General features: G+C 44.6%; 27 protein-coding genes. 11 read left to right on the top strand and 16 right to left on the bottom strand.

Annotated elements, in window-relative coordinates; translation table 11 throughout:
* Positions 1 to 168: 168 nt before the first annotated feature.
* The gene (locus ABXT60_RS05670; RefSeq protein WP_443631772.1) at positions 169 to 795 is read left to right on the top strand and encodes a YecA/YgfB family protein; all 627 of its coding nucleotides are present in this window, start codon (positions 169 to 171) and stop codon (positions 793 to 795) included.
* 6 nt (positions 796 to 801) lie between these two features.
* On the opposite strand, the gene ABXT60_RS05665 is transcribed toward ABXT60_RS05670, so the two are convergent.
* From ABXT60_RS05665 to prmB, 5 genes are all read right to left on the bottom strand, one after another.
* Positions 802 to 1,428 carry an energy-coupling factor ABC transporter ATP-binding protein gene (locus tag ABXT60_RS05665; RefSeq protein ID WP_443631771.1) on the bottom strand — a complete coding sequence of 209 codons (627 nt, stop codon included), beginning with the start codon at positions 1,426 to 1,428 and terminating at the stop codon, positions 802 to 804.
* Positions 1,428 to 2,138, bottom strand: coding sequence for an ABC transporter permease (locus tag ABXT60_RS05660; RefSeq protein WP_443631770.1), 711 nt, complete (start codon positions 2,136 to 2,138; stop codon positions 1,428 to 1,430). The genes ABXT60_RS05665 and ABXT60_RS05660 overlap by 1 nt, the downstream gene beginning before the upstream one ends.
* A gap of 8 nt (positions 2,139 to 2,146) precedes the next feature.
* Positions 2,147 to 2,959 carry a substrate-binding domain-containing protein gene (locus ABXT60_RS05655; protein ID WP_443631769.1) on the bottom strand — a complete coding sequence of 271 codons (813 nt, stop codon included), beginning with the start codon at positions 2,957 to 2,959 and terminating at the stop codon, positions 2,147 to 2,149.
* An 8-nt stretch (positions 2,960 to 2,967) separates the two neighbouring features.
* Positions 2,968 to 4,053: a chorismate synthase gene (gene aroC, locus ABXT60_RS05650; RefSeq protein ID WP_443631768.1), complete on the bottom strand. Its 1,086-nt coding sequence runs from the start codon at positions 4,051 to 4,053 to the stop codon at positions 2,968 to 2,970.
* A gap of 69 nt (positions 4,054 to 4,122) precedes the next feature.
* A complete protein-coding gene (gene prmB / locus ABXT60_RS05645) occupies positions 4,123 to 5,031 on the bottom strand; it encodes a 50S ribosomal protein L3 N(5)-glutamine methyltransferase (protein ID WP_443631767.1) in 909 nt (302 codons plus the stop codon).
* Between the two features lie 92 nt (positions 5,032 to 5,123).
* On the opposite strand from prmB, the gene ABXT60_RS05640 reads away from it, so the two are divergent.
* Both ABXT60_RS05640 and folE read left to right on the top strand, forming a co-directional pair.
* Positions 5,124 to 5,726 carry a Smr/MutS family protein gene (locus ABXT60_RS05640; protein WP_443631766.1) on the top strand — a complete coding sequence of 201 codons (603 nt, stop codon included), beginning with the start codon at positions 5,124 to 5,126 and terminating at the stop codon, positions 5,724 to 5,726.
* Between the two features lie 122 nt (positions 5,727 to 5,848).
* On the top strand, positions 5,849 to 6,391 hold the full coding sequence (folE, locus tag ABXT60_RS05635) for a GTP cyclohydrolase I FolE (RefSeq protein WP_443631765.1): 543 nt from the start codon (positions 5,849 to 5,851) through the stop codon (positions 6,389 to 6,391).
* Here folE and ABXT60_RS05630 read toward each other — a convergent pair.
* From ABXT60_RS05630 to dinG, 8 genes are all read right to left on the bottom strand, one after another.
* On the bottom strand, positions 6,381 to 7,250 hold the full coding sequence (locus ABXT60_RS05630; protein ID WP_443631764.1) for a patatin-like phospholipase family protein: 870 nt from the start codon (positions 7,248 to 7,250) through the stop codon (positions 6,381 to 6,383). The genes folE and ABXT60_RS05630 overlap by 11 nt on opposite strands.
* Before the next feature lie 249 nt (positions 7,251 to 7,499).
* A complete protein-coding gene (locus ABXT60_RS05625; protein ID WP_443631763.1) occupies positions 7,500 to 8,069 on the bottom strand; it encodes a DUF4334 domain-containing protein in 570 nt (189 codons plus the stop codon).
* A 24-nt stretch (positions 8,070 to 8,093) separates the two neighbouring features.
* On the bottom strand, positions 8,094 to 8,630 hold the full coding sequence (locus ABXT60_RS05620) for a DUF4892 domain-containing protein (RefSeq protein ID WP_443631762.1): 537 nt from the start codon (positions 8,628 to 8,630) through the stop codon (positions 8,094 to 8,096).
* An 11-nt stretch (positions 8,631 to 8,641) separates the two neighbouring features.
* Positions 8,642 to 9,112, bottom strand: a complete 471-nt coding sequence (gene sixA / locus ABXT60_RS05615; protein WP_443631761.1) for a phosphohistidine phosphatase SixA — start codon at positions 9,110 to 9,112, stop codon at positions 8,642 to 8,644.
* Positions 9,112 to 9,408, bottom strand: a complete 297-nt coding sequence (locus ABXT60_RS05610) for a DUF4389 domain-containing protein (RefSeq protein ID WP_443631760.1) — start codon at positions 9,406 to 9,408, stop codon at positions 9,112 to 9,114. The genes sixA and ABXT60_RS05610 overlap by 1 nt, the downstream gene beginning before the upstream one ends.
* 63 nt (positions 9,409 to 9,471) lie before the next feature.
* Complete coding sequence (locus ABXT60_RS05605) at positions 9,472 to 10,494, bottom strand: NAD(P)H-dependent glycerol-3-phosphate dehydrogenase (RefSeq protein WP_443631759.1); 1,023 nt, start codon at positions 10,492 to 10,494, stop codon at positions 9,472 to 9,474.
* Positions 10,495 to 10,505: 11 nt separating this feature from the next.
* A complete protein-coding gene (locus ABXT60_RS05600; RefSeq protein WP_443631758.1) occupies positions 10,506 to 11,735 on the bottom strand; it encodes a DEAD/DEAH box helicase in 1,230 nt (409 codons plus the stop codon).
* A 112-nt stretch (positions 11,736 to 11,847) separates the two neighbouring features.
* Positions 11,848 to 13,977 carry an ATP-dependent DNA helicase DinG gene (gene dinG, locus ABXT60_RS05595; protein ID WP_443631757.1) on the bottom strand — a complete coding sequence of 710 codons (2,130 nt, stop codon included), beginning with the start codon at positions 13,975 to 13,977 and terminating at the stop codon, positions 11,848 to 11,850.
* A gap of 177 nt (positions 13,978 to 14,154) precedes the next feature.
* Here dinG and lexA point away from each other — a divergent pair, with 177 nt between their 5' ends.
* Both lexA and ABXT60_RS05585 read left to right on the top strand, forming a co-directional pair.
* Positions 14,155 to 14,763 carry a transcriptional repressor LexA gene (gene lexA, locus ABXT60_RS05590; RefSeq protein WP_443631756.1) on the top strand — a complete coding sequence of 203 codons (609 nt, stop codon included), beginning with the start codon at positions 14,155 to 14,157 and terminating at the stop codon, positions 14,761 to 14,763.
* A gap of 18 nt (positions 14,764 to 14,781) precedes the next feature.
* On the top strand, positions 14,782 to 15,240 hold the full coding sequence (locus ABXT60_RS05585) for a cell division inhibitor SulA (RefSeq protein ID WP_443631755.1): 459 nt from the start codon (positions 14,782 to 14,784) through the stop codon (positions 15,238 to 15,240).
* 7 nt (positions 15,241 to 15,247) lie between these two features.
* Here ABXT60_RS05585 and ABXT60_RS05580 read toward each other — a convergent pair whose 3' ends face one another.
* Positions 15,248 to 16,534, bottom strand: coding sequence for a M18 family aminopeptidase (locus ABXT60_RS05580; RefSeq protein ID WP_443631754.1), 1,287 nt, complete (start codon positions 16,532 to 16,534; stop codon positions 15,248 to 15,250).
* A 200-nt stretch (positions 16,535 to 16,734) separates the two neighbouring features.
* Between ABXT60_RS05580 and ABXT60_RS05575 the strand changes: the two genes are divergently transcribed.
* A complete protein-coding gene (locus ABXT60_RS05575; protein WP_443631753.1) occupies positions 16,735 to 18,819 on the top strand; it encodes a carboxy terminal-processing peptidase in 2,085 nt (694 codons plus the stop codon).
* A gap of 7 nt (positions 18,820 to 18,826) precedes the next feature.
* Here the strand turns inward: ABXT60_RS05575 and ABXT60_RS05570 are convergent, their stop codons facing one another.
* Both ABXT60_RS05570 and ABXT60_RS05565 read right to left on the bottom strand, forming a co-directional pair.
* A complete protein-coding gene (locus ABXT60_RS05570; protein ID WP_443631752.1) occupies positions 18,827 to 19,981 on the bottom strand; it encodes a CaiB/BaiF CoA transferase family protein in 1,155 nt (384 codons plus the stop codon).
* A 73-nt stretch (positions 19,982 to 20,054) separates the two neighbouring features.
* Positions 20,055 to 21,053, bottom strand: coding sequence for a serine/threonine protein kinase (locus tag ABXT60_RS05565; protein ID WP_443632069.1), 999 nt, complete (start codon positions 21,051 to 21,053; stop codon positions 20,055 to 20,057).
* 166 nt (positions 21,054 to 21,219) lie between these two features.
* On the opposite strand from ABXT60_RS05565, the gene ABXT60_RS05560 reads away from it, so the two are divergent.
* The 5 genes from ABXT60_RS05560 to ppnP all read left to right on the top strand — a co-directional run bounded on the left by ABXT60_RS05560 (position 21,220) and on the right by ppnP (position 24,148).
* Complete coding sequence (locus tag ABXT60_RS05560; RefSeq protein WP_443631751.1) at positions 21,220 to 22,254, top strand: MBL fold metallo-hydrolase; 1,035 nt, start codon at positions 21,220 to 21,222, stop codon at positions 22,252 to 22,254.
* A gap of 14 nt (positions 22,255 to 22,268) precedes the next feature.
* Complete coding sequence (locus ABXT60_RS05555) at positions 22,269 to 22,481, top strand: RNA-binding S4 domain-containing protein (protein WP_046482989.1); 213 nt, start codon at positions 22,269 to 22,271, stop codon at positions 22,479 to 22,481.
* A 17-nt stretch (positions 22,482 to 22,498) separates the two neighbouring features.
* On the top strand, positions 22,499 to 22,723 hold the full coding sequence (locus tag ABXT60_RS05550) for a benzoate/H(+) symporter BenE family transporter (RefSeq protein ID WP_443631750.1): 225 nt from the start codon (positions 22,499 to 22,501) through the stop codon (positions 22,721 to 22,723).
* A 28-nt stretch (positions 22,724 to 22,751) separates the two neighbouring features.
* Positions 22,752 to 23,789 (top strand): histone deacetylase family protein, encoded by a 1,038-nt coding sequence (locus ABXT60_RS05545; protein WP_443631749.1) that lies wholly within the window; start codon positions 22,752 to 22,754, stop codon positions 23,787 to 23,789.
* Positions 23,790 to 23,866: 77 nt separating this feature from the next.
* Positions 23,867 to 24,148, top strand: coding sequence for a pyrimidine/purine nucleoside phosphorylase (gene ppnP, locus ABXT60_RS05540; protein WP_443631748.1), 282 nt, complete (start codon positions 23,867 to 23,869; stop codon positions 24,146 to 24,148).
* Positions 24,149 to 24,153 lie beyond the last annotated feature (5 nt).

The following is a 24,153-nucleotide window of genomic DNA, read 5'->3' as shown; positions in this document are numbered from 1 at the left end:
TGGCCTCACTGTCACCCCTATAAAAGGCCTAGATGAGCAACACAGGCAAGAAAACAATGGGGGGTTAGGTCACAATCTCTCTAGAGCATACTAGAGGCCTAGTTTGTTAGCTGTTAATGCCTACCATGAGTTACAATAGGTCATATTTATTTGACAGAGTTACACCCCATGTCCATAAGCAGCGACCCGTTAACAGATGTCCAAATCGACCAACTTGATGCCTATCTTTTATCCGACAAAGTGCAAGAAGAAGCCTTAGATTACATTGCTCTACACGGTTACCTGTGTGCCTTAGCGATCAGTCCAGCGCCTATGCCAGAGCATGAATGGTTAGAGCAAGTTATGGCTGAAAACCCTGTGCTTGAAAATAACTCTGAGCGCCATGAGATTATTAACTTAATGCGCCAAGAGTTTGCTTTTTTACGAGAATGCTTGGAATCTGATCAAGACATCGATCTTCCCTGTGACCTAACGCTAGAACTAGACCAAGTAGACGATTGCCTTCTGGAGTACTGGGCTCAAGGCTTTATGGAGCTGATATTTAGCCAGGAAGATATTTGGTTTGCCGAGCAAGAAGAGGATGTAGCTGAATGCTTGCTACCCTTCATGTTGGCCGCTAAATTAGATGAAGACGCAGAACTTGAAGAGTTACGTCAGCAGCCTGAGTTTTGTCAACAATTGTGTGAGCAAATTCCAGAGTTATTGCAAGATTTATATCTATTGTTCCGCGTCCCTGCAGACAAACCTAAAGGGGGTTACTCAGGTAAAAAAGGGTCTGGGCCTAAAAAACACTAGCGTGGCCTAAGCCTGAACTGTTAGCTTTCCTGCAGCTAACAACCAATGTTGATTACACAATTTAGTCAAGGCGTTGTCTTGATGGCACGCCAGTAGAATACCTGTTCCGCGCCGATGCAGGTCTTGCAACATTTCTTCAATACGCGCCACAGACCCAATGTCTAAGTTACTGGTAGGCTCATCAAGCAAGACTAATGCTGGGTCTAATACTAGGGCTCTTGCCAAGGCTAAGCGTTGACGTTCTCCACCAGAGAGCAAGTGAGCTTGGCGATACTCAAGATGACCCAAGCCGGCCCATGCTAGGGCCTTATCTACTTTTTTTGTATTTTTCTCTCGCCTCATACGTAATCCATATTCCACATTGCTGCGCACATCCGTGTCGAAAAGGTAGGTATTTTGGTGCAGGTAGATGACTGCTTGGCGCCGCATGTTTTCTCCTGCCATAGGCATTCGCCTAACCTCACCTGAGGTGGGTTTTTGAAGGCCTGCCATGATTTTCATCAAGGTAGATTTGCCTACGCCGTTGGGACCATGAAGGTGCACCGCATCAGTGCTAATGAGTTGCAACTGATCAATGACAAACAAGTCCTCTTCGCCGTATCGCTGACATATGTTATTAAGCTCTAAGCGCATTAGGTGCCATGCCTCAGCACACGGCTATGGCTTTGCATCCAGCCCAAACTCACATTGAGTATTAAAGCCATCACCAAAAGTACTATCCCTAGGGCAACACCCTGCACAAACTCACCTTTGCCAGTTTCTAAGGCAATGGCGGTAGTGATGTTTCGTGTGTGGTGTAATATGTTGCCGCCCACCATCATTGCACTTCCTACTTCTGCAATAATACGCCCGAAGGCTGTGACCACTGCCGCAAGAAGTGCAAACCGAACTTCAAATAACAATGTAACAAAGGCTTGGAGTGGGCTGGCTCCCAGGGTTTTAGCAGTTTCTAAAACGCGGTGATCTGCAGCTTGGAAGGCACTTAAACTCATAGCTACCAATAGGGGAAAACATAAGAGGATCTGGCCAATAATCATAGCTGGTCGGGTGAACAGAAGATTAAGATCACCCAAGGGACCAGCACGTGACAGGAGCATATATAGCACTAGGCCAACCACCACAGTAGGGACTGCTAGCAAACTATTGAGTAAACTAATTGCGACCCAACGACCAGGAAAACGAAAATAGGCTAGCGTAAATCCAGCACTCAACGCGGGCAATAAAGCAATTAGTAAAGCGCTAGCTGAAACACTAAAAGACACTCCAACAATTCCCCACAGTTCCGGGTCACCGCTTAAGAGCTGAGCGATAGCAGTACTAAATGTAGTCCAAAGATCATTCATTGAGTTAACTATAGCGCCGAAGGCACAAATAATACCTCGCCATTTATACGAAATTTTCCAATAATTCCCTGCCCCTCTGAACTCACCATCCACTGGGCAAACTCACGAGCAGATTTAACATTAGCATGTTGGTGACGCACTGGGTTAACTAAGATCACCTGATAGGGATTGAGTAAACGAGGGTCAGTTTCAAGCACCAAACGCAATGCAAGCTTGTCTTTTAAGGCCAACCAAGTCCCTCGGTCAGTCAAGGTGTAGGCACCTAGTTCAGACGCCATTTGTAAACTGTGGCCCATACCCCGGCCAGACTCAAGATAACCAGCAAAGCTAGGCAAAGCTCCAAGGTGCTGCCATAATTGTAACTCCTTTTTATGAGTTCCTGAGTCGTCGCCACGGGAAATAAAACGTTGATTAGATAACATTATAAGAGACAACCCTTCGGTCACAGTCTGGGCTAAGCTTACCTGTGCTGCATCATCTTTAGGGCCCACCAAAACAAAGTCGTTGTACATCACGCCAAGGGGTTCAATACCAAAACCTTGGCCAATAAACCGTGCTTCTGCAGAGGGTGCATGGGTCATTACTAAATCTACATCACCATTTTCTGCCATCCTTAACGCTTTGCCAGTTCCTACAGAGATCACTTGTACCTCAGTCTGGCTAACGTTGGCATAGTGGTTTAATAAATAATCCAATAAACCTGAGTTATAGGTGCTAGTAGTGGTGGCAAATCTAATACTGTCAGCCATGGCCATCCCACTCACAAAAGTCAATGCCATTGCCAACAGGGTTGGAATAAGCGGTAATCGAATATGTTTCATGGTAGTTTTTACTTTATGGTGGGAAGATCATAGTTAGGTGTGCCATTCTGCCCACGCTGGCGAAGAAAATGATCCATTAACGTCAACGCCACCATTGCTTCAGCAATAGGTGTAGCCCGAATACCTACACAGGGGTCATGACGGCCTTTAGTGATCACTTCCACTGAGTTGCCATGCAGATCGATAGATTGCCCAGGCAAATGTAAGCTTGAAGTGGGTTTAAGCGCAATTCGGGCAATAATATCTTGGCCACTACTTATACCACCTAAAATGCCGCCCGCATGATTAGATAAGAAACCTTCAGGGGTCATTTCATCACGGTGTTCTGTGCCGCGCTGGGCAACAACCTCGAAGCCATCACCTATTTCTACACCCTTAACAGCATTGATGCTCATTAACCCGTGGGCTAATTCAGCATCTAAACGATCAAAAACTGGCTCACCGATACCTGCCGCTACCCCAGTTGCAATAATAGTCACTTGTGCACCAATAGAGTCACCCGATTTTCTAAGCGCATCCATGAACTGTTCAAGTTCTTCAATCTTATCAGCCTGACCACAAAAAAATGGATTATCATTGACAATCTGAGGTTCTGAGCAGTCCAGCTTAATTGGACCCAATTGAGAAAGATAACCGCTGATACGAATACCTTGACCAGCCAAAAACTTTTTAGCTATGGCACCCGCTGCTACACGCATGGCTGTTTCACGGGCTGACGACCGACCACCACCACGGTAATCGCGTACACCATACTTATGCATGTAAGTGTAATCCGCATGGGCAGGACGAAACTGATCCTTTATGTTGCCGTAGTCCTTAGATCGTTGGTCTGTATTTTCAATAATAAGACCAATAGGCGTGCCCGTAGTTCGACCCTCAAATACACCCGATAAAATTCGCACCTGGTCAGCCTCTCGGCGTTGGGTGGTGTGCCTTGACTTACCCGGCTTACGGCGATCTAAATCAACTTGTAAATCAGCCTCAGTCAGCTCAATGCCTGCTGGGCAACCATCAATTGTGGCACCCAAGGCTGGGCCATGGCTTTCGCCAAAGGTGGTGACCGTAAACAACTTACCGAAGGTATTGCCAGACATGACATTTTTACTCTAAAATTTTTCAAATTAATTATAGCTGTTTAGTACACTAAGCAGCAAACAATAGACTTATGGGCGTGATTGATACCATGCTCTAAATCTGTCTTGATATTGCCTACATTGCGCCCCTGTGAGGCAAAAAACACCGTTACCACCAGCACTTAAATCGAGCCACATAAAAGGTACTTCAGGTAAAGCCTGTTGCAGTGCTACTTCACTATTGCCTACTTCAATAACGATAAGCCCCTGTTCTGAAAGCCAATCTGCAGCTTGGGCCAGCATTGCTGCAGTAAGGTCTAAACCGTCGACACCTGATACCAGGGCCAACTTGGGTTCGTGGGAAAATTCCAAAGGCATGTCATCATAGTCTTTCGCGTCCACGTATGGTGGGTTACTAACAATTAAATCATAATGTTTAGCAGATAAACCCGAAAATAAATTGGAATCAAACACCCGCACTCGATCAGCCACACCATGGTAATCAATATTTTCTTGACTTAGTACTAATGCCGCAGGGTCAATGTCCACCATATCAACATGAGAAATATCCATGTGCAAGGCCATAGCAATGCCAATACAGCCGCTGCCGCAGCAAAGATCTAGTGCAGTTTTTGGACTATTCTTAACAAAAGGAGAAAAATGCCTACCAATAAGTTCTGCCATTGGTGATCGGGGAATAATGACGTCCTGACTCACCTTAAAGGGAATTTCTGCAAACCAAGTTTCACCTAGCAGGTAAGGCAAAGGCAAACGCTGCTGAATACGTTTACCTAACCAATCTTCAATGCAGAATAACTGCTCCCTAGTGAGCACGTTTTGTAATTGATCTTTTTGTGTATCTAAGGGCATACCACAGGCTCCTAGCACTAAAAAAACAGCCTCATCCCAGGCATTGTCAGTGCCATGGCCAAAGTGCACCTGAGCTTCAATGAGCGCGGCTTCAGCTGTCTTTATTGCTTGGGATAATTTAATAAGCATGACTTATAACAATAATACTTTAATAGCGCCATTGTAAGCTAAGCCATGTCCCGATACCATATTGGTATGAACACAAACTGCATTTAGAAACCATGAACTCAACTTCAGACCAAGACCCGCAAAACCCATTAACAGAACTAGATTTTGGGTCAGCATTTGGCGCAGCGTCTCCGTTAAAAAAAACTGGACGTCAGACCACACCTGCGTTTAAAGGCGCTGACATTTTAAGTTCTGCTACACGCAGAGCTGCTGCAATTGAGCTTGTTCAAGAAAAAGCAGCACTTGGGGAGCAAGGGTTTGAAATGTTAGAGTCAGAACAAAGCATTACCTACTCACGCGTGGGGCTAGATGGCGGTAGCCTGCGCAGGCTCAGTAATGGCCACATGCGTCCAACCCTTACTCTTGATTTACATGGTTATCGTATAGAGACAGCGCGGGACTCAGTATGGAACGCGGTTAAACATGGTCAGACTGAAGGAGACCGTTGTTTGCTTATAGTGCACGGAAAAGCTGGGGCAGGTTATCGAGACGAAAATGGTGAAATTAGAGGCGCAGGACAAGCCTTAATTAAGTCCCATGTAAACCACTGGTTGCAGCAACTTGATGCCGTTTTAGCGTTCACTTCTGCCCTACCAAAAGATGGTGGCACCGGCGCACTGTATGTATTACTTAAAAAGGCTGCAAAAAGAGGGTAATATGGCCTTCAAGCCTTTACCTTAGCCATCGCTTCACGTATTGTGCGCGTAAAATTTGGTCTCTCTGTTTTACTATCCTACTGGTAATGAGGGCAACAACAACAATAGCAACGAGAAGGTCTATGGAAAAAGCATACGAAAACATCCTTACCAGTATTGGTGAAGATTTAAATCGTCCAGGTTTAAAGGACACGCCTAAGCGGGCAGCTAAAGCCTTTAAATTCCTCAATAATGGCTACGATAAAAATGTTGACGAAGTCATTAACGGTGCACTATTTCCATCAGACAATGAAGAGATGGTGATTGTTAAGGACATAGAGCTGTACTCTTTGTGCGAGCATCACCTTTTACCGTTTATTGGCAAGTGTCATGTGGCTTATTTGCCTTCAGGTAAAGTGCTAGGTCTGTCAAAAGTAGCTCGTATTGTAGATATGTTTGCTCGTCGTTTACAGATTCAAGAAAATATGACTAAACAAATTGCCGATACTATTATGGAAGTTACTCAGGCTAAGGGAGTTGGTGTGGTCATTGAAGCACAACACATGTGTATGATGATGCGCGGAGTGCAGAAACAAAATGCAAGTATGAAAACCTCTGTTCTGCTGGGGAAGTTGCGCGAAGATGCACGCACTCGTGCAGAGTTTTTGACATTAATTAAGTCTTAATTAACTTTTTATTACCATGCAGTGCCTCAAGTGCTGCATGTCGACCAATCTCTATCATTTCTTTGGCTCGATAGAGTTCAAAGAAATTGCAGGCGTTGCGATCTATATTGATCTCAATGTCTGGTTCATAGCCTGCCATTTTGTATTTCGCCATGGTCGCCTGCATGGTTTCAAAACACTGGTTTAGCATTTCCATCTTATTCCAATGCAAATGGCTGCGCTGACTTTTTGAGGCGTTTACGCCAGATAATATCGAGTCGTCGCCGTATTTTGCACTATTTAATATTGACTTCTGCCCAGGTCGAAAGTTTTCTACGTTAGTATTTAAATTAACTGAAATAATTAAATCAGCTTGATCTGGCACTACAGGCATAATGGGCACAGGATTAAGTAACCCTCCATCTACCAAGAAGCGACCTTTTTCTGTGACCGGCATAATCATCCCAGGCACTGCAACACTCGCTCTTATTGCATCCATTATATGACCAGACTGAAACCACACCTCCTGCTGCTTAACTAAGTCTGTAGCCACAGCAGTATAGGGTATGGGCAGGTCTTCAATCAGCTGGTCTCCTACAAATTCTTCAAGGATAGCGTAGGCTTTTTCGCCACGGATTGCTCCCATGGACAGCAAAGACATATCAACTAAACGGAACACATCAAACCTTGATAAGCCTGACACCCACTCAGTAAAAGCAGGCAACTTACCCGCTGCATACATGCCTCCCACTACAGCACCCATAGAACATCCAGACACACTAATAATATCAAAGCCCTGTTCTTCTAATATTTGAATTACGCCAATATGGGCGTTGCCTCTGGCGCCACCACTACCCAAAACTAGTGCAACTGTAGGCATGTTTATTATCCTATGAAGTGTTACATTGGTAAGCCAATGTATAATTTAGACATCCTTAGATTAGTTGGTGTATCAATGGAGACAACGGGTTTAATTTATAGCTCACTCAAATTAAATCTGGCCATACTGCATTAGACTTATACCAAACAACTTATTACTTAAATTTCACGATAAGTTCAGCCATTAGCTTAGCTTTTAATCATTTAAAGAGGAAGTGTGAAAACACGTTTCAAATAATAACACTTACTATCACTCGCTATAGTGTCGTGATCTTTCATTTTGCAACACAAAAAAGAAAGGTTGCTCCATCCCTTTGCGATCCATAATTCCAAGGACGGTATTACTATCAACCTGACGAAATACGTCGTTGATCGGTTTATGATCATAGATCATAGTTGCAGTAACTTTGCCACGATAGCTGGTCATTCTCAGTCGGGCCCGAGAGCGTTGGGTTGTGAACAAGGGTATAAAGTACTGCATTAGGCGTCCCAAAAAAGGTGCCTTCAAAATAGGCATAACATCAAGCGCACTCAAAGGGATCAAGGCAGGGTTCACACTTACTTTGCTACCGCGCCTGTTGGTGAACACCAAAGGATGCACATGCTCAGCACTTTCAAATGTCTTCCCGTACCAATGGTAAACTTCCAACACCCCGTCGAGCAAGTGGCCAGTGGGAAAGCTTGCCCCTTTCCAGTTCCCAAGCATAAAGTCAATATTGACAGAATTGAGGCTGTCAAATAGCGCTAGCGCCTCGTGTGTCGTTGCACTACCCGCAGCAATGAAGTCAGAAAATGAATCTAAATTGGATTTCTTATCCATATTGGACCTTTTATTTGTTTTGCGTTAAAACACCGATCCCTTAATCATTTCTAGGTGTAAATAAACTTTTTTGTTGCCCCGCTCAGTGCTGTAAAGTGCATAGTAGTTCTGCCCCTTTAAAGTGTCTTGCTTTAGAGCAGCATAAGACTGCTGACTATCTAGGCCGTAGAGACGTGATTGATGAAACACCTGATTTGCCCATTGGTTACTAGACCCACAAGAGCGTCCGTGGCATTGATACAGCACTTCTACATTAGTTGTTTTGAGTTGCGCTAAAGCTTTTTCATGAACCATTTTAGCGCTTAACCCTGGCATCATTTCCCAGGTGTAACTACTAAGCTGGCCAGCCAAAGACAAGTTATATTCAGCTCCAATTACGCCATTAACCTTGCGCATCGCGCTAGTGGGTAGCGTGTAGTATGGTGCATTTATCTGTGTCTGATGAATCAAAAAACTGTTTTGAGTCACATCCAAATTCACCTCTGCTTGAGCGATTAAAGACACACAAAAGCAACTTATGAAGATGCTGGCATTGCTTGTTAAACGAGAAAATATAGCCATATTAATTACCTTTATGGATGGAATAAATTGGTCAATCGAAGACACCCTGCAGCCGCAACCTCACCTTCCAGCAAGGCTATAGAAGCTGGCCGCATAGGCTCTCCCATGTGATGATTCCCATGGCAAAAATGGCCAATCAAACCACTAACTAATGGCTGGTGAGTGATCAGAACAATGCCTTCATGATGTTGTTGCAGCAAGAAACTTTGCACTTGATCGATCTCTCCGTGAGGAGTGATACAGTCCAGTGTTTGTAGATTTAATAGGTGCTTTTTATAAGCATAGTTCTGTAACAACAAAGATGCCGTCTGTTGTGCCCTCATATAAGGGCTAACCCACAGGCTAGTATATTCATGCCAAGGTATGGTTTGCTGTTGGCTTTGCTGTATGACTGAATCGCTGCCCCTTTGGGTAAGCCGCCTTTGAGCGTCAGAGGGAGCATTGAAGCTGGCCTCACCATGGCGCATTAGGAGCAGTTTCATTAGTCCTGGGCCTGTGGTAAATCCTTTGCCTCCGGCCAGTCATTAAATGGAAAAGGCTTGCTTTCAGTTTGGTAAGACAAAAACCGGTAGCTTTGAAGGATGAAACGCCCTGTGCTATTACTAAATTCAAGTATCGTATGCTGGCTAGATTCATTAAAAAGACGATAAAAAAACTGAGCAACAACTAACAGCACTAATATATACGCTGCAATTTTTACCAACACCAAGGTTAACAACATAAAGACTAGGCGAAGCCAAAAAGCTTCTGATTTCAGGTTATTTTTTAATGCTTGCATAGTATTTGCTCCTTTAACTTCCATGTACTTAACATAGGGTCAATTCAGACACATTTCAAGTGATTAACTGCGTTTTAGTACAAACTCAACATCTGAATTTTGATCACGATCCATTAGTGCTTTCGCTACAGTAGAGGCATCTTCACCCTCATAAACCAACGCATAAAGGCCATCAACTAAGGGCATATTCACCTGTAATTGATCAGCTTTTTCCTTCACCAAGGCAAGGGTATTTACACCTTCAGCCACCTCTCCTAGCTCGGCTACAGCCTGGTCTAAACCTTTTCCTTGGCCTAACGCATAACCTACCCGGTAATTTCTACTCAAGGGAGACATACAGGTAACGATTAGGTCCCCAACCCCAGCTAGACCCAAAAATGTCATTGGATTAGCGCCCATATGCACTGCTAGGCGGCTCATTTCAGCTAAACTGCGGGTTAATAACATGCTACGGGTATTTTCACCCATACCCAAAGCTGCACTCAGGCCGGCAGCAATGGCATAGATATTTTTGAGTGCACCACCCAACTCTGTGCCATAGCGATCATTGCTCGCATACACTCGAAAGAAGTGGCACTGTAATATGTCCTGCACTTGACGACGCAGCCCTTCATGATCACTAGCAATCACAGTACCCGTTAACTGTTTAGCAGCCACTTCTTTTGCTAAGTTCGGGCCACTGATCACACCCACAGGGTTGTTAGGAAAATAGACTTCAAGCACCTGACTCATTAATAAAAAAGTATCAGGCTCAATACCCTTTGCTGTCGTAACTAGGTATTGCTGTGGGTTTATAAAGCCTTTAGCTTGCTCCAAAACCCCTCTAAAGGCTTTACTGGGCACGGAAAATAAAACGGTGTCTGCATCACTAATACAGGCACTAAGATCAGTCATTATTTCGAGGTTCTGGTGTAATTCTAGCCCGGGCACATAGCGAGAGTTAATCCGTGTATTACGCATTTCTTGGGCCAACATTTCGTCACGTAGCCACAGCCTAACAGGAAATCCATTGTGAGCGACAATGTTGGCTAATACAGTGCCAAAGCTGCCGCCACCAATGACTGCAACTGCGGGTTTAAAGTTCATTGCGACACCTATTAAACTAACAGTTCGCTAGGTGTCGGTTCGCAGTCTAAACGTTTTCCCAGCATCTGTTCTAGGTCAGGCATTATGAAGGCATCATCTTCTGAGGCAAAGCTAATTGAAATCCCAGAAGCTCCTGCTCGGCCAGTGCGTCCTATACGGTGCACATAGTCTTCTATTTCTTCTGGCAGATCATAGTTAAAAACATGAGTTACACCATCCACATGGATGCCTCGGCCTGCTACATCCGTAGCGACTAAAATAGGTGTATCGCCACTGCGGAAGCGCTCTAGGGTTTTAACCCGTTTGACTTGCGCAACTTCACCCGACAAAAGGGCACTTTTAATGCCGTCTTTTTGCAACTTTTCAGCTAAATCACGGGTAATATGACGCCGGTTAGCAAATACAATCGCACGCTCTACGCCCATTGTTTTTAAGCAATTTAGCAACACTTTATATTTATCAGCGCGGGCTACAGAAAAGAAACGCTGCTCTACAGTGGCAGAAGCTAGGTCGTCAGACTCAATTTCCACATGCACAGGCTCAAAAGTCCATTGTTCTGCCAAGCGTAATATCTGTTCGCTAAAAGTAGCACTAAATAACAAAGTTTGGCGATCTTCTTTTTTTGGTGTTTGACGAATAATAGCCCGCACATCTGGGATAAAGCCCATACTCAACATCCGATCAGCTTCATCCAAGACGATCACTTCCACTTCACGCAGATTGACATGCCCTCGGCGACAAAAATCTAACAACCGACCCGGTGTAGCCACCATGATGTCAGTATGCTGCTTTTGTAGTTGCTTTTGCTGTACTTCAAAATCCATGCCACCAACAAGTTGCTGAACGTTGACATCGCAAAAACGTGTAAGGTCCTCAGCGTCACTGGCTATTTGCATTACCAACTCTCGGGTGGGAGCAACAATAAGCGCTCTTGGAGTACCTAATCGACGAGGACCTTCTATGGGAAAATCTAAAAAGTCAGTAATAATACTGAGTAAAAATGCAGCTGTTTTTCCTGAGCCAGTCTGTGCTTTCCCGGTAATATCTTTTCCAGCCAGAGATTCAGGCAAGGTTAATGCCTGTATTGGGCTACAGTATTCATATCCCAACGCCGCAATACCCTGCATCACTTGGTCGGGCAAATCTAAATCATGAAAGCGGGTTTTGCCCTCCTCCTGTGGGACGATAAAATCGTCCAGCGACCAGTTTAAACCAGAGGCTTTTGAATCATTTGATTTCAAGGTGATTTTCCATTGAGAGGCGAGCATGCCTCGTTAAGATAAACTTCAACGAGGCAGTATAGAGAGTTTGAGACCATTACACAAAACACCTTTAATTAGCCTTAATCGTTCATTAACTAAACTGCCGATGATAAGGCGGTAACGCCTGCAAAAGCTGTTGGCCATAGCGTTTACTTAAGATACGTTTGTCCAAAATAGTAATGCGGCCTTTATCTTCTTCTTTGCGCAGCAAACGACCTGTGGCTTGCACTAGCCTAACACTTGCTTCTGGCACCGATAGTTCAGCAAAACTATTACCACCAGACTTCTCGATCCACTCAGCAAGAGCTGATGGCACGGGGCGGTCTGGCACCGTAAATGGTAGCCGTGTTATTACTACGTGAGTTAGGTAATTGCCAGGTAGATCGATACCTTCAGCAAAACTGGCCAGGCCAAACAAAATACTGCCCTCTCCTTCATCGATACGTTGTTTGTGTTGGTCCAATAGACGTTGCTTAGAAGATTCACCTTGCTGCAAAATTAAATCCTGCCATAGACCGTCCATACCCTCAAAAACCAACTGCATTACACGCCGTGAAGTAAACAACACTAAGCTGGCTTCAGCCTGATTTAACTGAGCTTTAAGCCCTACAATCAAATGATCCACAAACACGCCCTCTGGCCCTGGCTCAATCGCCTCTTTGGGGACACAGATCTGTGATTTAGAGAAATCAAAGGGGCTGGCAACAGCCAGCATCGTGCTACTAGGGTTTAAACCAGCATGGGTTATAATGCGGTCAAAGCGGCCCAAAGCAGTGAGGGTAGCGGATGTTAACAAGGCTCCATAACATCGTTGCCATAAGTTTTTTTGCAGCAGTTCAGCCGCCATTATAGGACTTGCTGACATCTCTAAATCCACACGCTCTGGTGTTTGCCAATACTGTAGCCACCGTGCCATGGGCACTTCACCCTCTTGGTCAACTTTAGCATAGGCTTGCCATAAACTTAGCTGTTGCTCAGCGTTTTGTTGTAATACCCCAAAGGCTGCAAGGTAGTTCTCCGCTTGGTCTTTAGGCAAACCGTTTTGATCACCTTTAACGACATCGTCCATCAACGCGTGTAAGGCGCCTAAGTCTCTTGCTAAGCGGGCACTACTGAGGCCCATATCATGACTAATTTGTACTAGCTCGGTTGGCACTATGCCTTGTGAAAAACGATAATTTTCTTGCTGCTGGTAACCATCCTGGGGCCTAAATGCCGACTGGTCTAAGAATTGCTCAACGCTAATGAGTTGCTGCTCAAGCCCTTGCAGATGGTCCTTTACCTGCCCACTGAGTTGAGCACCTTTACCACCCCCCTGCCATTCTTTTAAAAACTTTTTTAAGCCCGAGCGCGTTTGCCCGTACCAGCGACTAAGTTGGCGAATACCTTGCTGATGGGTGAACTGTTTTAGGGTTTTATCCGCTAAATGATGACCTTCATCAAAGATATAAATAGTGTCTTCTGGTGCTGGCAAAATAGCACCCCCTCCTAAAGCTAGATCTGCTAAAACCAAGTCATGATTAGTAACAATGCAATCAGACTGTTCTAAACCATCTCTAGCTTTAAAAAATGGGCACTGACTAAAATGGCTACAACGGCGGTTAGTGCAACCTTTGTGATCTGTCGTAATTGGCCGCCAATGATCCTCTGCCAAGGAGTCTTTCCAGGCATCACGGTCGCCATCCCATTGATTACTGCCAAGTTGCACTACCATATCTTTATACAAAGTTTGTTGTTGCGCATCTAGCTTTAGGGCTAACTCATCCTCAAACAGCGCCTGGGTTGGGTCAATAGCGGCATTTTGTGATAAGGCTTGGTCTAACCTAGATACACACAGGTATCTTCGCCGGCCTTTTGCTAATTGAAAATCAAAATCATAACCACCATGTTTTTTAAGGGCCGGCAGATCTTTTTGTACAATTTGTTCTTGTAGGGCGATAGTTGCTGTTGAAATAACTAATTTTTTGTCTAAAGCTTTAGCTATAGGCAGACAGGCCACCATATAGGCTAGGGTTTTTCCCGTACCTGTACCCGCTTCTACCAAGCACACCGGATTATCATCTCGGCGATGGCCATCAGCATCCATATCGATTGCCAAAAAATGATTAGCCACAGTCGCTATCATTTGTTTTTGACCCCATCGAGGTTTCAGGTCTAGCTGCTTAATAAGCTGACGGTAAAGTTGTTGTATATCTTGTTTTACAGAAACAGAATCAGACACGGAAGAAGCTCTTTGTTAGCATCGAATAATCGGTCATCAGGGTACACCATTTTAGCCTTAAAAGCTGACAGAAAAACCGCTAGGGAAAATAAAACTTGCCAGCGTCAATATTACTGGTATTATATACAGTAACTGTACAAACAACCAGCATATCTAGTATGTGTTAGAGGACGTAATATGATTAAGTTGACCCCACGCCAAGATCAAGTACTCGACTGTATTCGCAACTACATTAATGATACAGGTTACCCACCGACTCGGGCAGAAATTGCTAAAGAACTGGGTTTCAAGTCACCTAATGCTGCAGAAGAACATATAAAAGCCCTAGCCCGTAAAGGTGCAATTGAGATCATTCCGGGTGCTTCTCGAGGTATACGAGTGCCCGATATGCATGAAGTAGACCTTGGACTGCCCATTATTGGCATGGTAGCCGCTGGTAGCCCACTGCTAGCGCAAGAACACATCAGCGACTATTGCGCAATTCCAGAAAATCTATTTTATCCGAAGGCAGACTACTTACTTAAAGTGAGTGGAATGTCGATGAAAGACATCGGTATTTATGATGGCGATTTATTAGCCGTGCATAAAACAGATCAAGCCAGAAATGGACAAGTTGTAGTGGCACGCCTAAACGATGAGGTTACTGTTAAACGTTTTCAACGCAATGGTAACCACGTGCAACTGATTGCAGAAAATCCAGATTTTTCACCCATAGAAGTAGACCTTACGCACCAACACTTAAGCATTGAAGGATTAAGTGTCGGTGTCATACGCCGTGGTAACTAAACCAGAAGGAGAGCCAAAATGATGCGACAACAGCAGCAAAAAACTGAGACTAACATCGAGGGAATTTTAGCAGAACATCAGCTAGATCTCTGGGCTCAAGAAGAACATACACCTGCACAAGATCTTAGTAGCATCACAGAAATCATTATGCGCGGTGAGGCCTGGAACAATGTGCAGACATTGCTACCATTACTTGCACAACTCAGCCATGACCAACGTTGGTTAGCTTGGGTTGCACCGCCTAGGTTATTGCCTAAAGCCCAACTAAGGGCTGCTGGGTTTGACTTGGATAAAATCATCTTATTAAAACCTGATTCCCACCACGACACCATGAGCCTAGCCAAGCAAGCGTTAAAGAGTGGCACTTGCCACACTGTTATTAGTTGGTTTGGCTCCCTTGCTGAAAACCAACTTAACGATTTAGCTCAGGCTGCAGAGCTTGGTAACAGCCGGGCTTTTTTAATTAGGCACCAGTAAATAACATCTAGAGAATTAGTTGTGTCTCAAAGAACCTTGTTAGTAAATTATGGGTGATTTGTGCATCAGCACTGCCAGCAAGCTCGCGTATGGAGTGCATTGCAAACGTGGGCACTCCCAAGTCTAATGTGCGCACACCGAGCTGAGCCGCAGTAATAGGCCCTATGGTGCTGCCACAGCTCATGTCGCTGCGCACCACAAAGGTTTGGATAGGCAATCCGATTTGGGCAGCCAGCTCTTTTACCATTGCACTAGTCACTGCATTCGTAGCATAGCGCTGGTTTGCGTTGACTTTAATTACTGGCCCTTGATTTAACTTAGGCCCGTGCTGGTCATCATGTTTATTAGTAAAGTTGGGATGGACCCCATGTGCATTGTCAGCCGAAATAAAAGTGGATGCATCTAACACTTGATGCAGTAGTTCAGCCGTTGGGTAGATGCGCTGCAGCACAGACATTAAAAAACTACCCTGAGCCCCCTCGGCTGACTGACTGCCGACCTCTTCATGATCATTACAGATCAATAACATACCCTGATCAGTTTCAGCATCTAGCATGGCTGTTAACCCTATGTAACAGCTTAATAAGTTATCTAATCTTGCCGCTGCTAGAAACTCCAGCTTTAGTCCCACTAAAGCTGGGGCCTGAACGTCATAGAAACTTAACTCATAATCAATCACCTGCTCCACAGACTGCCCATTAGCGTTTAACTCGTGCTCCAGCAGTGAGCGTAGATTAAAATCATCACCCAAGGCCTGTCCGAGTAACACAGGCAGATCTGTTTGTGGGTTCACAGTATGGCCTTTGTTAGCCTCACGGTCTAAATGTATGGCTAGACTTGGAATACATGCCACTGGGCGCTTAAAATCTATCAGGTGGCTCACTAGGCAACCCTTGGCATCACGACAAACCACTCTGCCAGCTAAAGACAGATCGCGGTCAAACCATGGATGTAACAATGCCCCGCCATATACCTCCACACCCAACTGGTGATAGCCTTTACATCTTATTTCTGGGTTAGGCTTTACCTTTAAACACGGGCTATCTGTATGAGCACCCACCATGTGTAGCCGCTGCAGAGCATTGTCTTTAGGTAACTGAAAAGCCACAATAGTTGAATCATTACGAGTAATAAAATAACGCCCTCCAGCTTTTAAATGCCAAGTGTTCGCCACTTTGAGCTGGTAATAACCAGCAGCACTTAATTGGCTGGCCATTGAAGCAACAGCATGAAAGGGTGTTGGTGAGTCACTAATAAAACTCATCAGTCCACTGAGATAGGCTTGTTTTGGCATGGTTTTGCTTGTTCCTTCGTTACAAAGGGCTAATATTGCCACATTCTGGGCTGCAAACGTAACGATTCTGTAAAGCATTGGCTAAATTAGCTTCAATTCGCTCTAGACGTTTGAAAAGCTCACTAAAATCAAGCTAGTATAGGGTCAATGAGATTTCGTTGTTAAACCCCATTGGCTTACTAAAGGTCTTCATACTATTTATGACTCCTGATACTTTTTTGACTGCTTTGTACATCCCTTTCACAGCTGCTTATTGGCGCCAAACCTTCCCTAAGGTGGTATTTTTAGTAAGCCTTATAGTGGTGCCGTTTGCCATAGCACAAACTAGCCCAACTGAAACACCAGTGCAGATTAAGTTCACTGAGAAACAGGGTTTGTTGGCCCAAGAAATTATTGAGTTATTAGGTCGTCAGCACTATTCCCCTAGGGAAGTTAACGACCAGTTTGCCACTGATGTGTTTACCAGGTATTTAACGCTTCTCGACCCTCAACACATTTACTTTAGCAAAGCTGACTTAGCACCATTTAATTACCTTAATAGTGAACTTGACGACCTTTTATTAAAAGGTGATTTGGTTGCTATGGGCCAGCTGTACAATTTATTACAACAAAGACGCCTAGCATTCATAGACTACAGCTTGACCTTATTATCCAGTGAAGGCCCTATGTTTAACTTTGAACTGCTTGAAAACATCAGCACAACACCGTTTGATGATCCTCGCTTAGAAAATTTGGCAGCTATTAGAGACATTTGGCGCAAACAACTGAAAAACGAGTTTATAAACGGCCAATTAGATAGTGAAACGGCTGATCAAATTAAGCAACGGTTGCTAAAGCGCTATACCACGATGCGCAAACGTGTAGTTCAAGTGGAACTTCGAGACGCCTATGAAGCGGTGAGTAACAGTATTACCACAGTTACAGACCCGCACACCTCATACCTTTCGCCACGCAAAGTGGAAGACTTTAATATCGACATGAGCTTATCTTTGGAAGGCATTGGAGCTGTGCTGCAGCGGGATGATGAGTTCACTAAGGTAGTTCGTTTAGTGGCTGGCGGTCCAGCTGATAAAGCTGGCGACTTGCAGGCCTCAGATTACATCGTTGGTGTAGCGCAAGATGGCGAAGCGATGCAGGAAATACTAGGGTGGCGCTTAGATGATGTTGTTGACCAAATAAGAGGGCCAAAAGGCTCACTTATTAATTTGCAGATTATTCCAGGTGGCGACTTGCAGCAAACCAAAAAAACGATTCAAATTCGCCGCAACAAAGTTGAGCTAGATGATCAAGCCGCTAAGAAGTCAGTGATTGAGTTACCGACTAAGGAGGGCACCCGCAAATTTGGTATAATTACCTTACCAACTTTTTATATGGACTTTGCTGCTGCAAAGCAAGGTGACCCCAACTATCGTAGCTCTACTCGGGACGTATATGAACTTATCCAAGAGCTAAATGAGGAATCTGTTAGTGGCATTATTGTTGACTTGCGCAACAATGGTGGTGGTTCGTTGCGAGAGGCGAATCAACTCACTGGGCTGTTTATTGAGACCGGCACCACAGTTCAGGTTCGCTATGCCAATGGAGTGATCGAAAAACAGATAGACCGTAACCCATTTTTGGCCTACACCGGCCCCCTAGTGGTTCTAGTTAATCGCTACAGTGCCTCTGCTTCAGAAATTTTTGCAGCAGCAATGCAAGATTACAAACGGGCTTTAATTGTTGGCAGCCAGACCTATGGTAAAGGCACGGTGCAAACATTTGGTGATCTCACTAGCGGCCAGATCAAGTTCACCCAAGCAAAATTTTATCGAGTTTCTGGAGCGAGTACCCAACACAAAGGTGTGATCCCAGACATCACTTTGCCCAGTTTGAATGACCCAACGAAAGTCGGTGAAAGCACACAAGACCATGCTCTCCAGTGGGATCAAGTTAAGGCTGTTGATCACAAAACGTACTTTGCATTTGAACGAATTATTCCACAGCTGCAGGCGCAGCAAGAGCAACGCAACCAACAAAGCCCAGATTGGCAATACACCCTAGCCGTTGTTGAACATCAACGTAATAGACCAGAACAAATTAGCCTTAACTTGAGTCAGCGTCAGCAGTACTGGCAAGACCAGCAAAATTGGTATTTGAGCCGTATTAACCAATTACGCCTTGGCCAAAAGTTAGACCCAGTAACGGACGTTGAAGATCATCAATTTAATTATGATAACGCCCAAAGCGATCCCAGTTTATTAGCAGCGGCTGGAGTCATTGCTGATTGGATTGATATGGTGCGCTAAGCCATGCCTAAACTACCTTATCTTGCCGCAACTGGGCAATGCGTTTGGGTGATATGCCTAATTGGGCTAGTACATCGGCTGTGTCTTGGCCAGCCCTTGGCACAGAGTTGAGTAACCCTTGGTTATGATCCATTTTTGGTGCTGGTGCGGGCTGGGTGACGCCATCTAGCTTAATAAAATTGTTGCGGGCTCTATGATGTGGGTGTTGTGTGGCTTCTGTAAAATTAAGTACTGGTGCAAAGCACACGTCAGTTCCTTCCAATTGGCCGCACCAATAGTGTCGAGTTTGACTGGCAAACTTTTGACTTAAAGCAACCCGTGCCTGGGGCCAACTTTGCTCCTGCCACTGATGTTCAAAACAGCCCGTTTGGGTTAAACCCAAACGGGCCAATAACAGGCCATAGAACTTGGGTTCTAAGGCACAGATATTAATGTAATGACCATCTGAACATACATAACTATCATTCCACGGAGCAGCACCATCGGTCCAACTAGTACCTACTTGGTCAGCAGAGTGAGATGAATTATGAATCATCCATAGTAGGCTAGAAGCATAAACACAGCCGTCTGTTATGGCAGCATCTATTACCTGCCCTTTGCCAGAGCTTTGCGCTTGCCAAAATGCACACATCACGCCCCATAAAAGCATCATGGTGCCACCGCCTACATCTCCGACTAAAGTTAATGGCACTGTAGGCTTTTGATTAGGCCTTGCGCCAGCGTGCATTGCACCAGTAAGCGCTACAAAATTAGGATCATGACCCGCCGATTGCGCTAACGGCCCTGTTTGCCCCCAGCCCGTCAAACGACCATAGATTAGTTTTGGGTTAAGCGCTTCGCAAACCTCTGGTCCCAGCCCTAGCTTCTCCATGACCCCTGGCCTAAAGCCTTCAATCAAAATCGCCGAGCGGGCAATTAATTCTAGAGCTAGCTCTACTCCCTCAGTTTGTTTGAGGTCTAGTTGGATGGAGCGTTTACCACGATGATAAAAGCCATCAGCAGTTTTTTCTGGCGCAAAGTTTGCCGCATTGAGGTTCTTTACTTTGCGCCCAACAACAATAACATCTGCACCCATATCAGCAAACATCATGCCTGCCAAAGGACATGGTCCAATGCCTTCAAATTCTATTACGGTAAGACCTGATAAGGGTTTTTTGTGCATTAGGTACTCCCGCTAAAATTTTAATAATGGGCAATTAGTACTGACAAATATGCTACTACACAATTACCATACATTAAATTAATTCCATCATTGGCTCACTGAGTGCCGACAACTGTTCCCTTAATTCTAAAATATGCTCTCCCCAATAACGCTCAGTGTTAAACCATGGAAAACTATGGGGAAAGGCTGGATCTTCCCAACGTCGGGCCAACCATGCAGCGTAATACAGCATCCGTAAGGTTCGAAGCGGTTCTATCAACGCCAGTTCTTGAGGCTTAAAGTCATAGAACTCATTGTAACCTTCGACAATTTCAGACAATTGAACCCTCTGACGGTCACGATCACCTGACAACAACATCCATATGTCCTGAACAGCCGGAGCCATCCGTGAGTCATCAAAATCAACAATATTAGGAGCATCATCGCGCCACAACAAATTACCACCGTGGCAGTCTCCATGAACGCGAATGTAGTTCACACTATCGGTTTGCGAAAAAGCAGTATCTATGCGACTTAATAAGTCTGCCGTTAAACTGTCATATGCTGCTTTTAAAGATTTAGGTATAAAGTGCTCACTGACAAAAGCCACACTGTCGTGACCAAAGGTTTGAGGGTTTATAGAAGGCCTATGCTGGTAGGGTTCTACCGCACCAAGGGCGTGTATACGCCCTAATAATCTGCCCATGGTGTAGAGATTATCAAGGTCATCTAATTCGGGTCCATGGCCCCCTTTGCGCTCAAACAAAGCGAATTGAAAATCTTCATAGTGCAATAAACTTAAACCTTGTGGATTGACCAAAGGTGGCACTACGGGTAACTCATAGTCTGCTAGAGCAATACTAAATCTATGCTCCTCTAATATTTGATCTGAAGACCACCGCTTTGGCCGATAGAATTTGGCAATTACAGGCACATCTTGATCTTCAAGGCCAACTTGGTAGACACGGTTTTCGTAACTATTAAGTGCCGATATTCGCCCATCACACACATAGCCTTGGCTTTCAACTGCATCCATGATGTAGCTAGGGGTTAATATTGAAAACGGGTGAGTTTCTTGGGTCATAGTAGCCATGAGTGAGTCATTCAGTGCCACAGTATATCCTAAGACTGGGGCGTCTTGATTCAACGTTTAAGTTATATTTTTGCAATATCAATAACTGGTAAAAACCTTTGTATAATCTAGGATTAGCTCCGTATAATAGTAAATTTTTCGTGCCCATTAAATAAGGCAAGCGCTAATGACCTCTACCAATGCTCTGCAGTTCCCAATTAGTGAGGCCCCTCCTATGGGCCAGCCTCTTGCTGTTGCCAAGGGTGTTTATTGGTTACGGATGCCATTGCCTTTCTCTTTGAATCATATTAATTTGTGGTTATTGGAAGACGATGTTGGCTGGACCATAGTAGATACAGGAATCAACACCTCCGCTTGTAAGGAGTTATGGCAGCAAGTGTTTGATAACCACCTTAACAATAAGCCCGTGCATCAACTTGTTGTCACACATTTGCACCCAGACCATGTTGGTTTAGCCGGTTGGATCTGCGAAACTTGGGGTTTAGAGTTATACATGTCCCGCACAGACTACATGGCCTGTCGTGTATTGATGTCTGACACGGGCAAGCCAGCACCCACAGCTGCTATCAGTTTTTATCAACGAGCTGGCGTCAGTAATGAACAGCTGGCGTCTTACAAAGCCAAGTTCGGTGGTTATGGTAAAGGCATTTACCCCATGCCTGAAAGCTATGTGCGCATCCAAGATGGTGAATCGCTCAGCATGGCTGGCCAGAAGTGGAACATTATCGTAGGCCGTGGCCATGCACCAGAACATGTTTGCCTAATGTGCCCAGCATTAAATGTTTTTATTGCTGGTGACCAATTGCTGCCCTCTATTTCTTCCAATGTTAGCGTGTGGCCTACAGAGCCCCACTCTAACCCGTTAAAAGATTGGCTTGATTCATGTGCTATGTTGCAACAATGCATCCCCGCTGATGTGCTAGTATTGCCATCTCACGGCCAGGTATTTTTTGGTGCCCATCAACGCTTGCAAAGACTCATTGATGGCCATGAAAAGTCACTTGTTAAGTTATTAGATGCCTGCCAGCAGCCTCAGCGCAATGTAGATCTGTTTAGCCAATTATTCCGCCGCCCTATTACTGATGATGTTCTTACCCTGGCTGTCGGTGAAACCCAAGCCCATTTGAATTATTTAGTGAATAAAAACAAACTCCAAGCCAGCACCGATAACATGGGTGCTAACTGGTACCAAACCATTTAAAAGAAGACTATTTTATGCACATTATTACGATCAATTTTGAACCTGTTGAATTATTTAAGATCTTAAAGTTTGAGTCTATCGTTGGCAGTGGTGGCGAAGCTAAAAAAAGAATTGGCGAAGGCTTGGTTAAAGTTAACGGTGATGTTGAAACACGTAAGAGCCGTAAAATGGTAGCGGGTGACACCATTGAATTTGAAAAACGTCACTATGAATTAAAACTCGCTTAAATAATGGACATTAGTCGTTGGTAGTTACGATTGCCGGCTTAGCATTATTGGGCACCATAAGCAGTAGTCTTAGCACTGCACTAGCGCACGAAGCAGAACGTATTCCAGCCATAATTACTTTGATTACTACCACTTCTGGTGTCGTTATGTGGGGCATAGGTAGCGCATTTTGGGGCTTAATACTCGGCACTATGGCTTTGTTAATTCAACGCTACCTTTCACCCAAACCTACATATTATTGATCTAAAACGTTTATTACTGGGGCTGTCTATGAAAACTGTTTATTCGCCTGAACACATTTTGCGCAATGCTAAAACAGAGCTGACTGGTGGCCAATTAGTCACCCCATTTGAGTGCCCGCAACGCGCAAATTATGTTTTAGATGCCATAAAGTTAGCGCAGCTTGGTGATGTGGTTATGCCAACGCAGTGGTCTAGACATTGGGTAGACAGCGTTCATGACAAAAATTACCTTACTTTTTTGGATACCGTATGGCAACGTTGGGTAAACGCAGGTAATCAGGGTGAGGCTATCCCTAATGTTTGGCCTTCGCGCTCTATGCCTAGCCAACGAATTCCTAGACATATTGAAGGCCAATTAGGCTATTACAGCTTAGCTGGGGAGACTAGCATTAGTGAAGGTACCGCAGAAGCAGCATGGGTTTCTGCAAATGTGGCCTTGTCTGCTGCAGAATTATTGAATCTTGGTGAACATAGCGCCTTTGCTCTTTGTCGCCCACCAGGGCACCATGCGTCAAATGACCAATTTGGTGGTTACTGTTTCATCAATAATGCGGCTATAGCAGCTCAAAAACTGCGATATGATGGCGCTCATAAAGTGGCTATTTTGGATGTAGATTTTCATCACGGAAATGGCACCCAAGATATTTTTTATCAACGCGATGATGTGTTATTTTGCTCTATTCATGGTGACCCTATGGTCGCTTTTCCTTATTTTTTGGGATTTGCCGATGAAATAGGCGAAGGCCCTGGTAAAGGCTTCAACCTTAACATTCCCCTTCCACGGGGTACGTCATACTCAATATGGCGCGCAGCACTTTGCAGGGCAATAACCAAAATACTTAGCTATGGTGCAGACGCTGTAGTCGTTTCCTTAGGCGTAGATACCTTTGAGAAGGACCCTATCAGTTTTTTCAAACTCAAAAGTAATGACTTTATAGATATGGGTCAAACTATCGCTGAAATGGGTTTGCCAACCTTGTTTGTTATGGAGGGCGGGTATGCTGTAGAAGAGATTGGCACAAATACTGTCAATGTGCTTAGAGGTTTTGAAAACCCCACTGGATAGTCGTTATTTAGTCTATGATTAAGGCTTTAAATAAGGCAAGATGTGGTTTTTCCATTTTATAATAAGAGATTAATCCAATGCTTTCAGTTACTTCTTACTTTGATGATAACGTTAAATCTATCGCTTTCCAAGGCAAAAGCCTAGCGACTACAGTGGGGGTAATGGATATAGGTACATTTACCTTTGGCACTAGCCAGTATGAGGTCATGACCATTATCGATGGCGAACTTGAAATTAAGTTACCTGGCACCAGTAGCTGGAATACCTTTACCAACGGTGATCAGTTTGAAGTAGAAGCCCACAGCAGCTTTGACGTTAAAGTTGTGCGCCAAACCGCTTACCATTGCACATATGAGTAAACCTG

It is taken from the genome of Candidatus Njordibacter sp. Uisw_056 (assembly GCF_047730085.1).
Taxonomy (GTDB): domain Bacteria; phylum Pseudomonadota; class Gammaproteobacteria; order Pseudomonadales; family Balneatricaceae; genus Njordibacter.
The sequence above is the reverse complement of the archived record's forward strand: the minus strand, read 5'-3'. Positions and strand labels throughout refer to the sequence as shown.

Bases quoted from the DNA above. Each gene is read 5' to 3' on its own strand.
- ABXT60_RS05625 (WP_443631763.1), bottom strand. From the start codon at position 8,069: ATGGATAAGAAATCCAATTTAGATTCATTTTCTGACTTCATTGCTGCG.
- ppnP (WP_443631748.1), top strand. From the start codon at position 23,867: ATGCTTTCAGTTACTTCTTACTTTGATGATAACGTTAAATCTATCGCT.
- ABXT60_RS05585 (WP_443631755.1), top strand. From the start codon at position 14,782: ATGATGCGACAACAGCAGCAAAAAACTGAGACTAACATCGAGGGAATT.
- ABXT60_RS05580 (WP_443631754.1), bottom strand. From the start codon at position 16,534: ATGCCAAAACAAGCCTATCTCAGTGGACTGATGAGTTTTATTAGTGAC.
- ABXT60_RS05605 (WP_443631759.1), bottom strand. From the start codon at position 10,494: ATGAACTTTAAACCCGCAGTTGCAGTCATTGGTGGCGGCAGCTTTGGC.
- prmB (WP_443631767.1), bottom strand. From the start codon at position 5,031: ATGCTTATTAAATTATCCCAAGCAATAAAGACAGCTGAAGCCGCGCTC.
- aroC (WP_443631768.1), bottom strand. From the start codon at position 4,053: ATGTCTGGCAATACCTTCGGTAAGTTGTTTACGGTCACCACCTTTGGC.
- ABXT60_RS05655 (WP_443631769.1), bottom strand. From the start codon at position 2,959: ATGAAACATATTCGATTACCGCTTATTCCAACCCTGTTGGCAATGGCA.
- sixA (WP_443631761.1), bottom strand. From the start codon at position 9,112: ATGAAACTGCTCCTAATGCGCCATGGTGAGGCCAGCTTCAATGCTCCC.
- folE (WP_443631765.1), top strand. From the start codon at position 5,849: ATGGAAAAAGCATACGAAAACATCCTTACCAGTATTGGTGAAGATTTA.
- ABXT60_RS05660 (WP_443631770.1), bottom strand. From the start codon at position 2,138: ATGAATGATCTTTGGACTACATTTAGTACTGCTATCGCTCAGCTCTTA.
- ABXT60_RS05640 (WP_443631766.1), top strand. From the start codon at position 5,124: ATGAACTCAACTTCAGACCAAGACCCGCAAAACCCATTAACAGAACTA.
- ABXT60_RS05620 (WP_443631762.1), bottom strand. From the start codon at position 8,630: ATGGCTATATTTTCTCGTTTAACAAGCAATGCCAGCATCTTCATAAGT.
- ABXT60_RS05565 (WP_443632069.1), bottom strand. From the start codon at position 21,053: ATGGCTACTATGACCCAAGAAACTCACCCGTTTTCAATATTAACCCCT.
- ABXT60_RS05560 (WP_443631751.1), top strand. From the start codon at position 21,220: ATGACCTCTACCAATGCTCTGCAGTTCCCAATTAGTGAGGCCCCTCCT.
- ABXT60_RS05575 (WP_443631753.1), top strand. From the start codon at position 16,735: ATGACTCCTGATACTTTTTTGACTGCTTTGTACATCCCTTTCACAGCT.
- ABXT60_RS05545 (WP_443631749.1), top strand. From the start codon at position 22,752: ATGAAAACTGTTTATTCGCCTGAACACATTTTGCGCAATGCTAAAACA.
- ABXT60_RS05570 (WP_443631752.1), bottom strand. From the start codon at position 19,981: ATGCACAAAAAACCCTTATCAGGTCTTACCGTAATAGAATTTGAAGGC.
- ABXT60_RS05630 (WP_443631764.1), bottom strand. From the start codon at position 7,250: ATGCCTACAGTTGCACTAGTTTTGGGTAGTGGTGGCGCCAGAGGCAAC.
- ABXT60_RS05670 (WP_443631772.1), top strand. From the start codon at position 169: ATGTCCATAAGCAGCGACCCGTTAACAGATGTCCAAATCGACCAACTT.
- ABXT60_RS05555 (WP_046482989.1), top strand. From the start codon at position 22,269: ATGCACATTATTACGATCAATTTTGAACCTGTTGAATTATTTAAGATC.
- ABXT60_RS05665 (WP_443631771.1), bottom strand. From the start codon at position 1,428: ATGCGCTTAGAGCTTAATAACATATGTCAGCGATACGGCGAAGAGGAC.
- ABXT60_RS05610 (WP_443631760.1), bottom strand. From the start codon at position 9,408: ATGCAAGCATTAAAAAATAACCTGAAATCAGAAGCTTTTTGGCTTCGC.
- lexA (WP_443631756.1), top strand. From the start codon at position 14,155: ATGATTAAGTTGACCCCACGCCAAGATCAAGTACTCGACTGTATTCGC.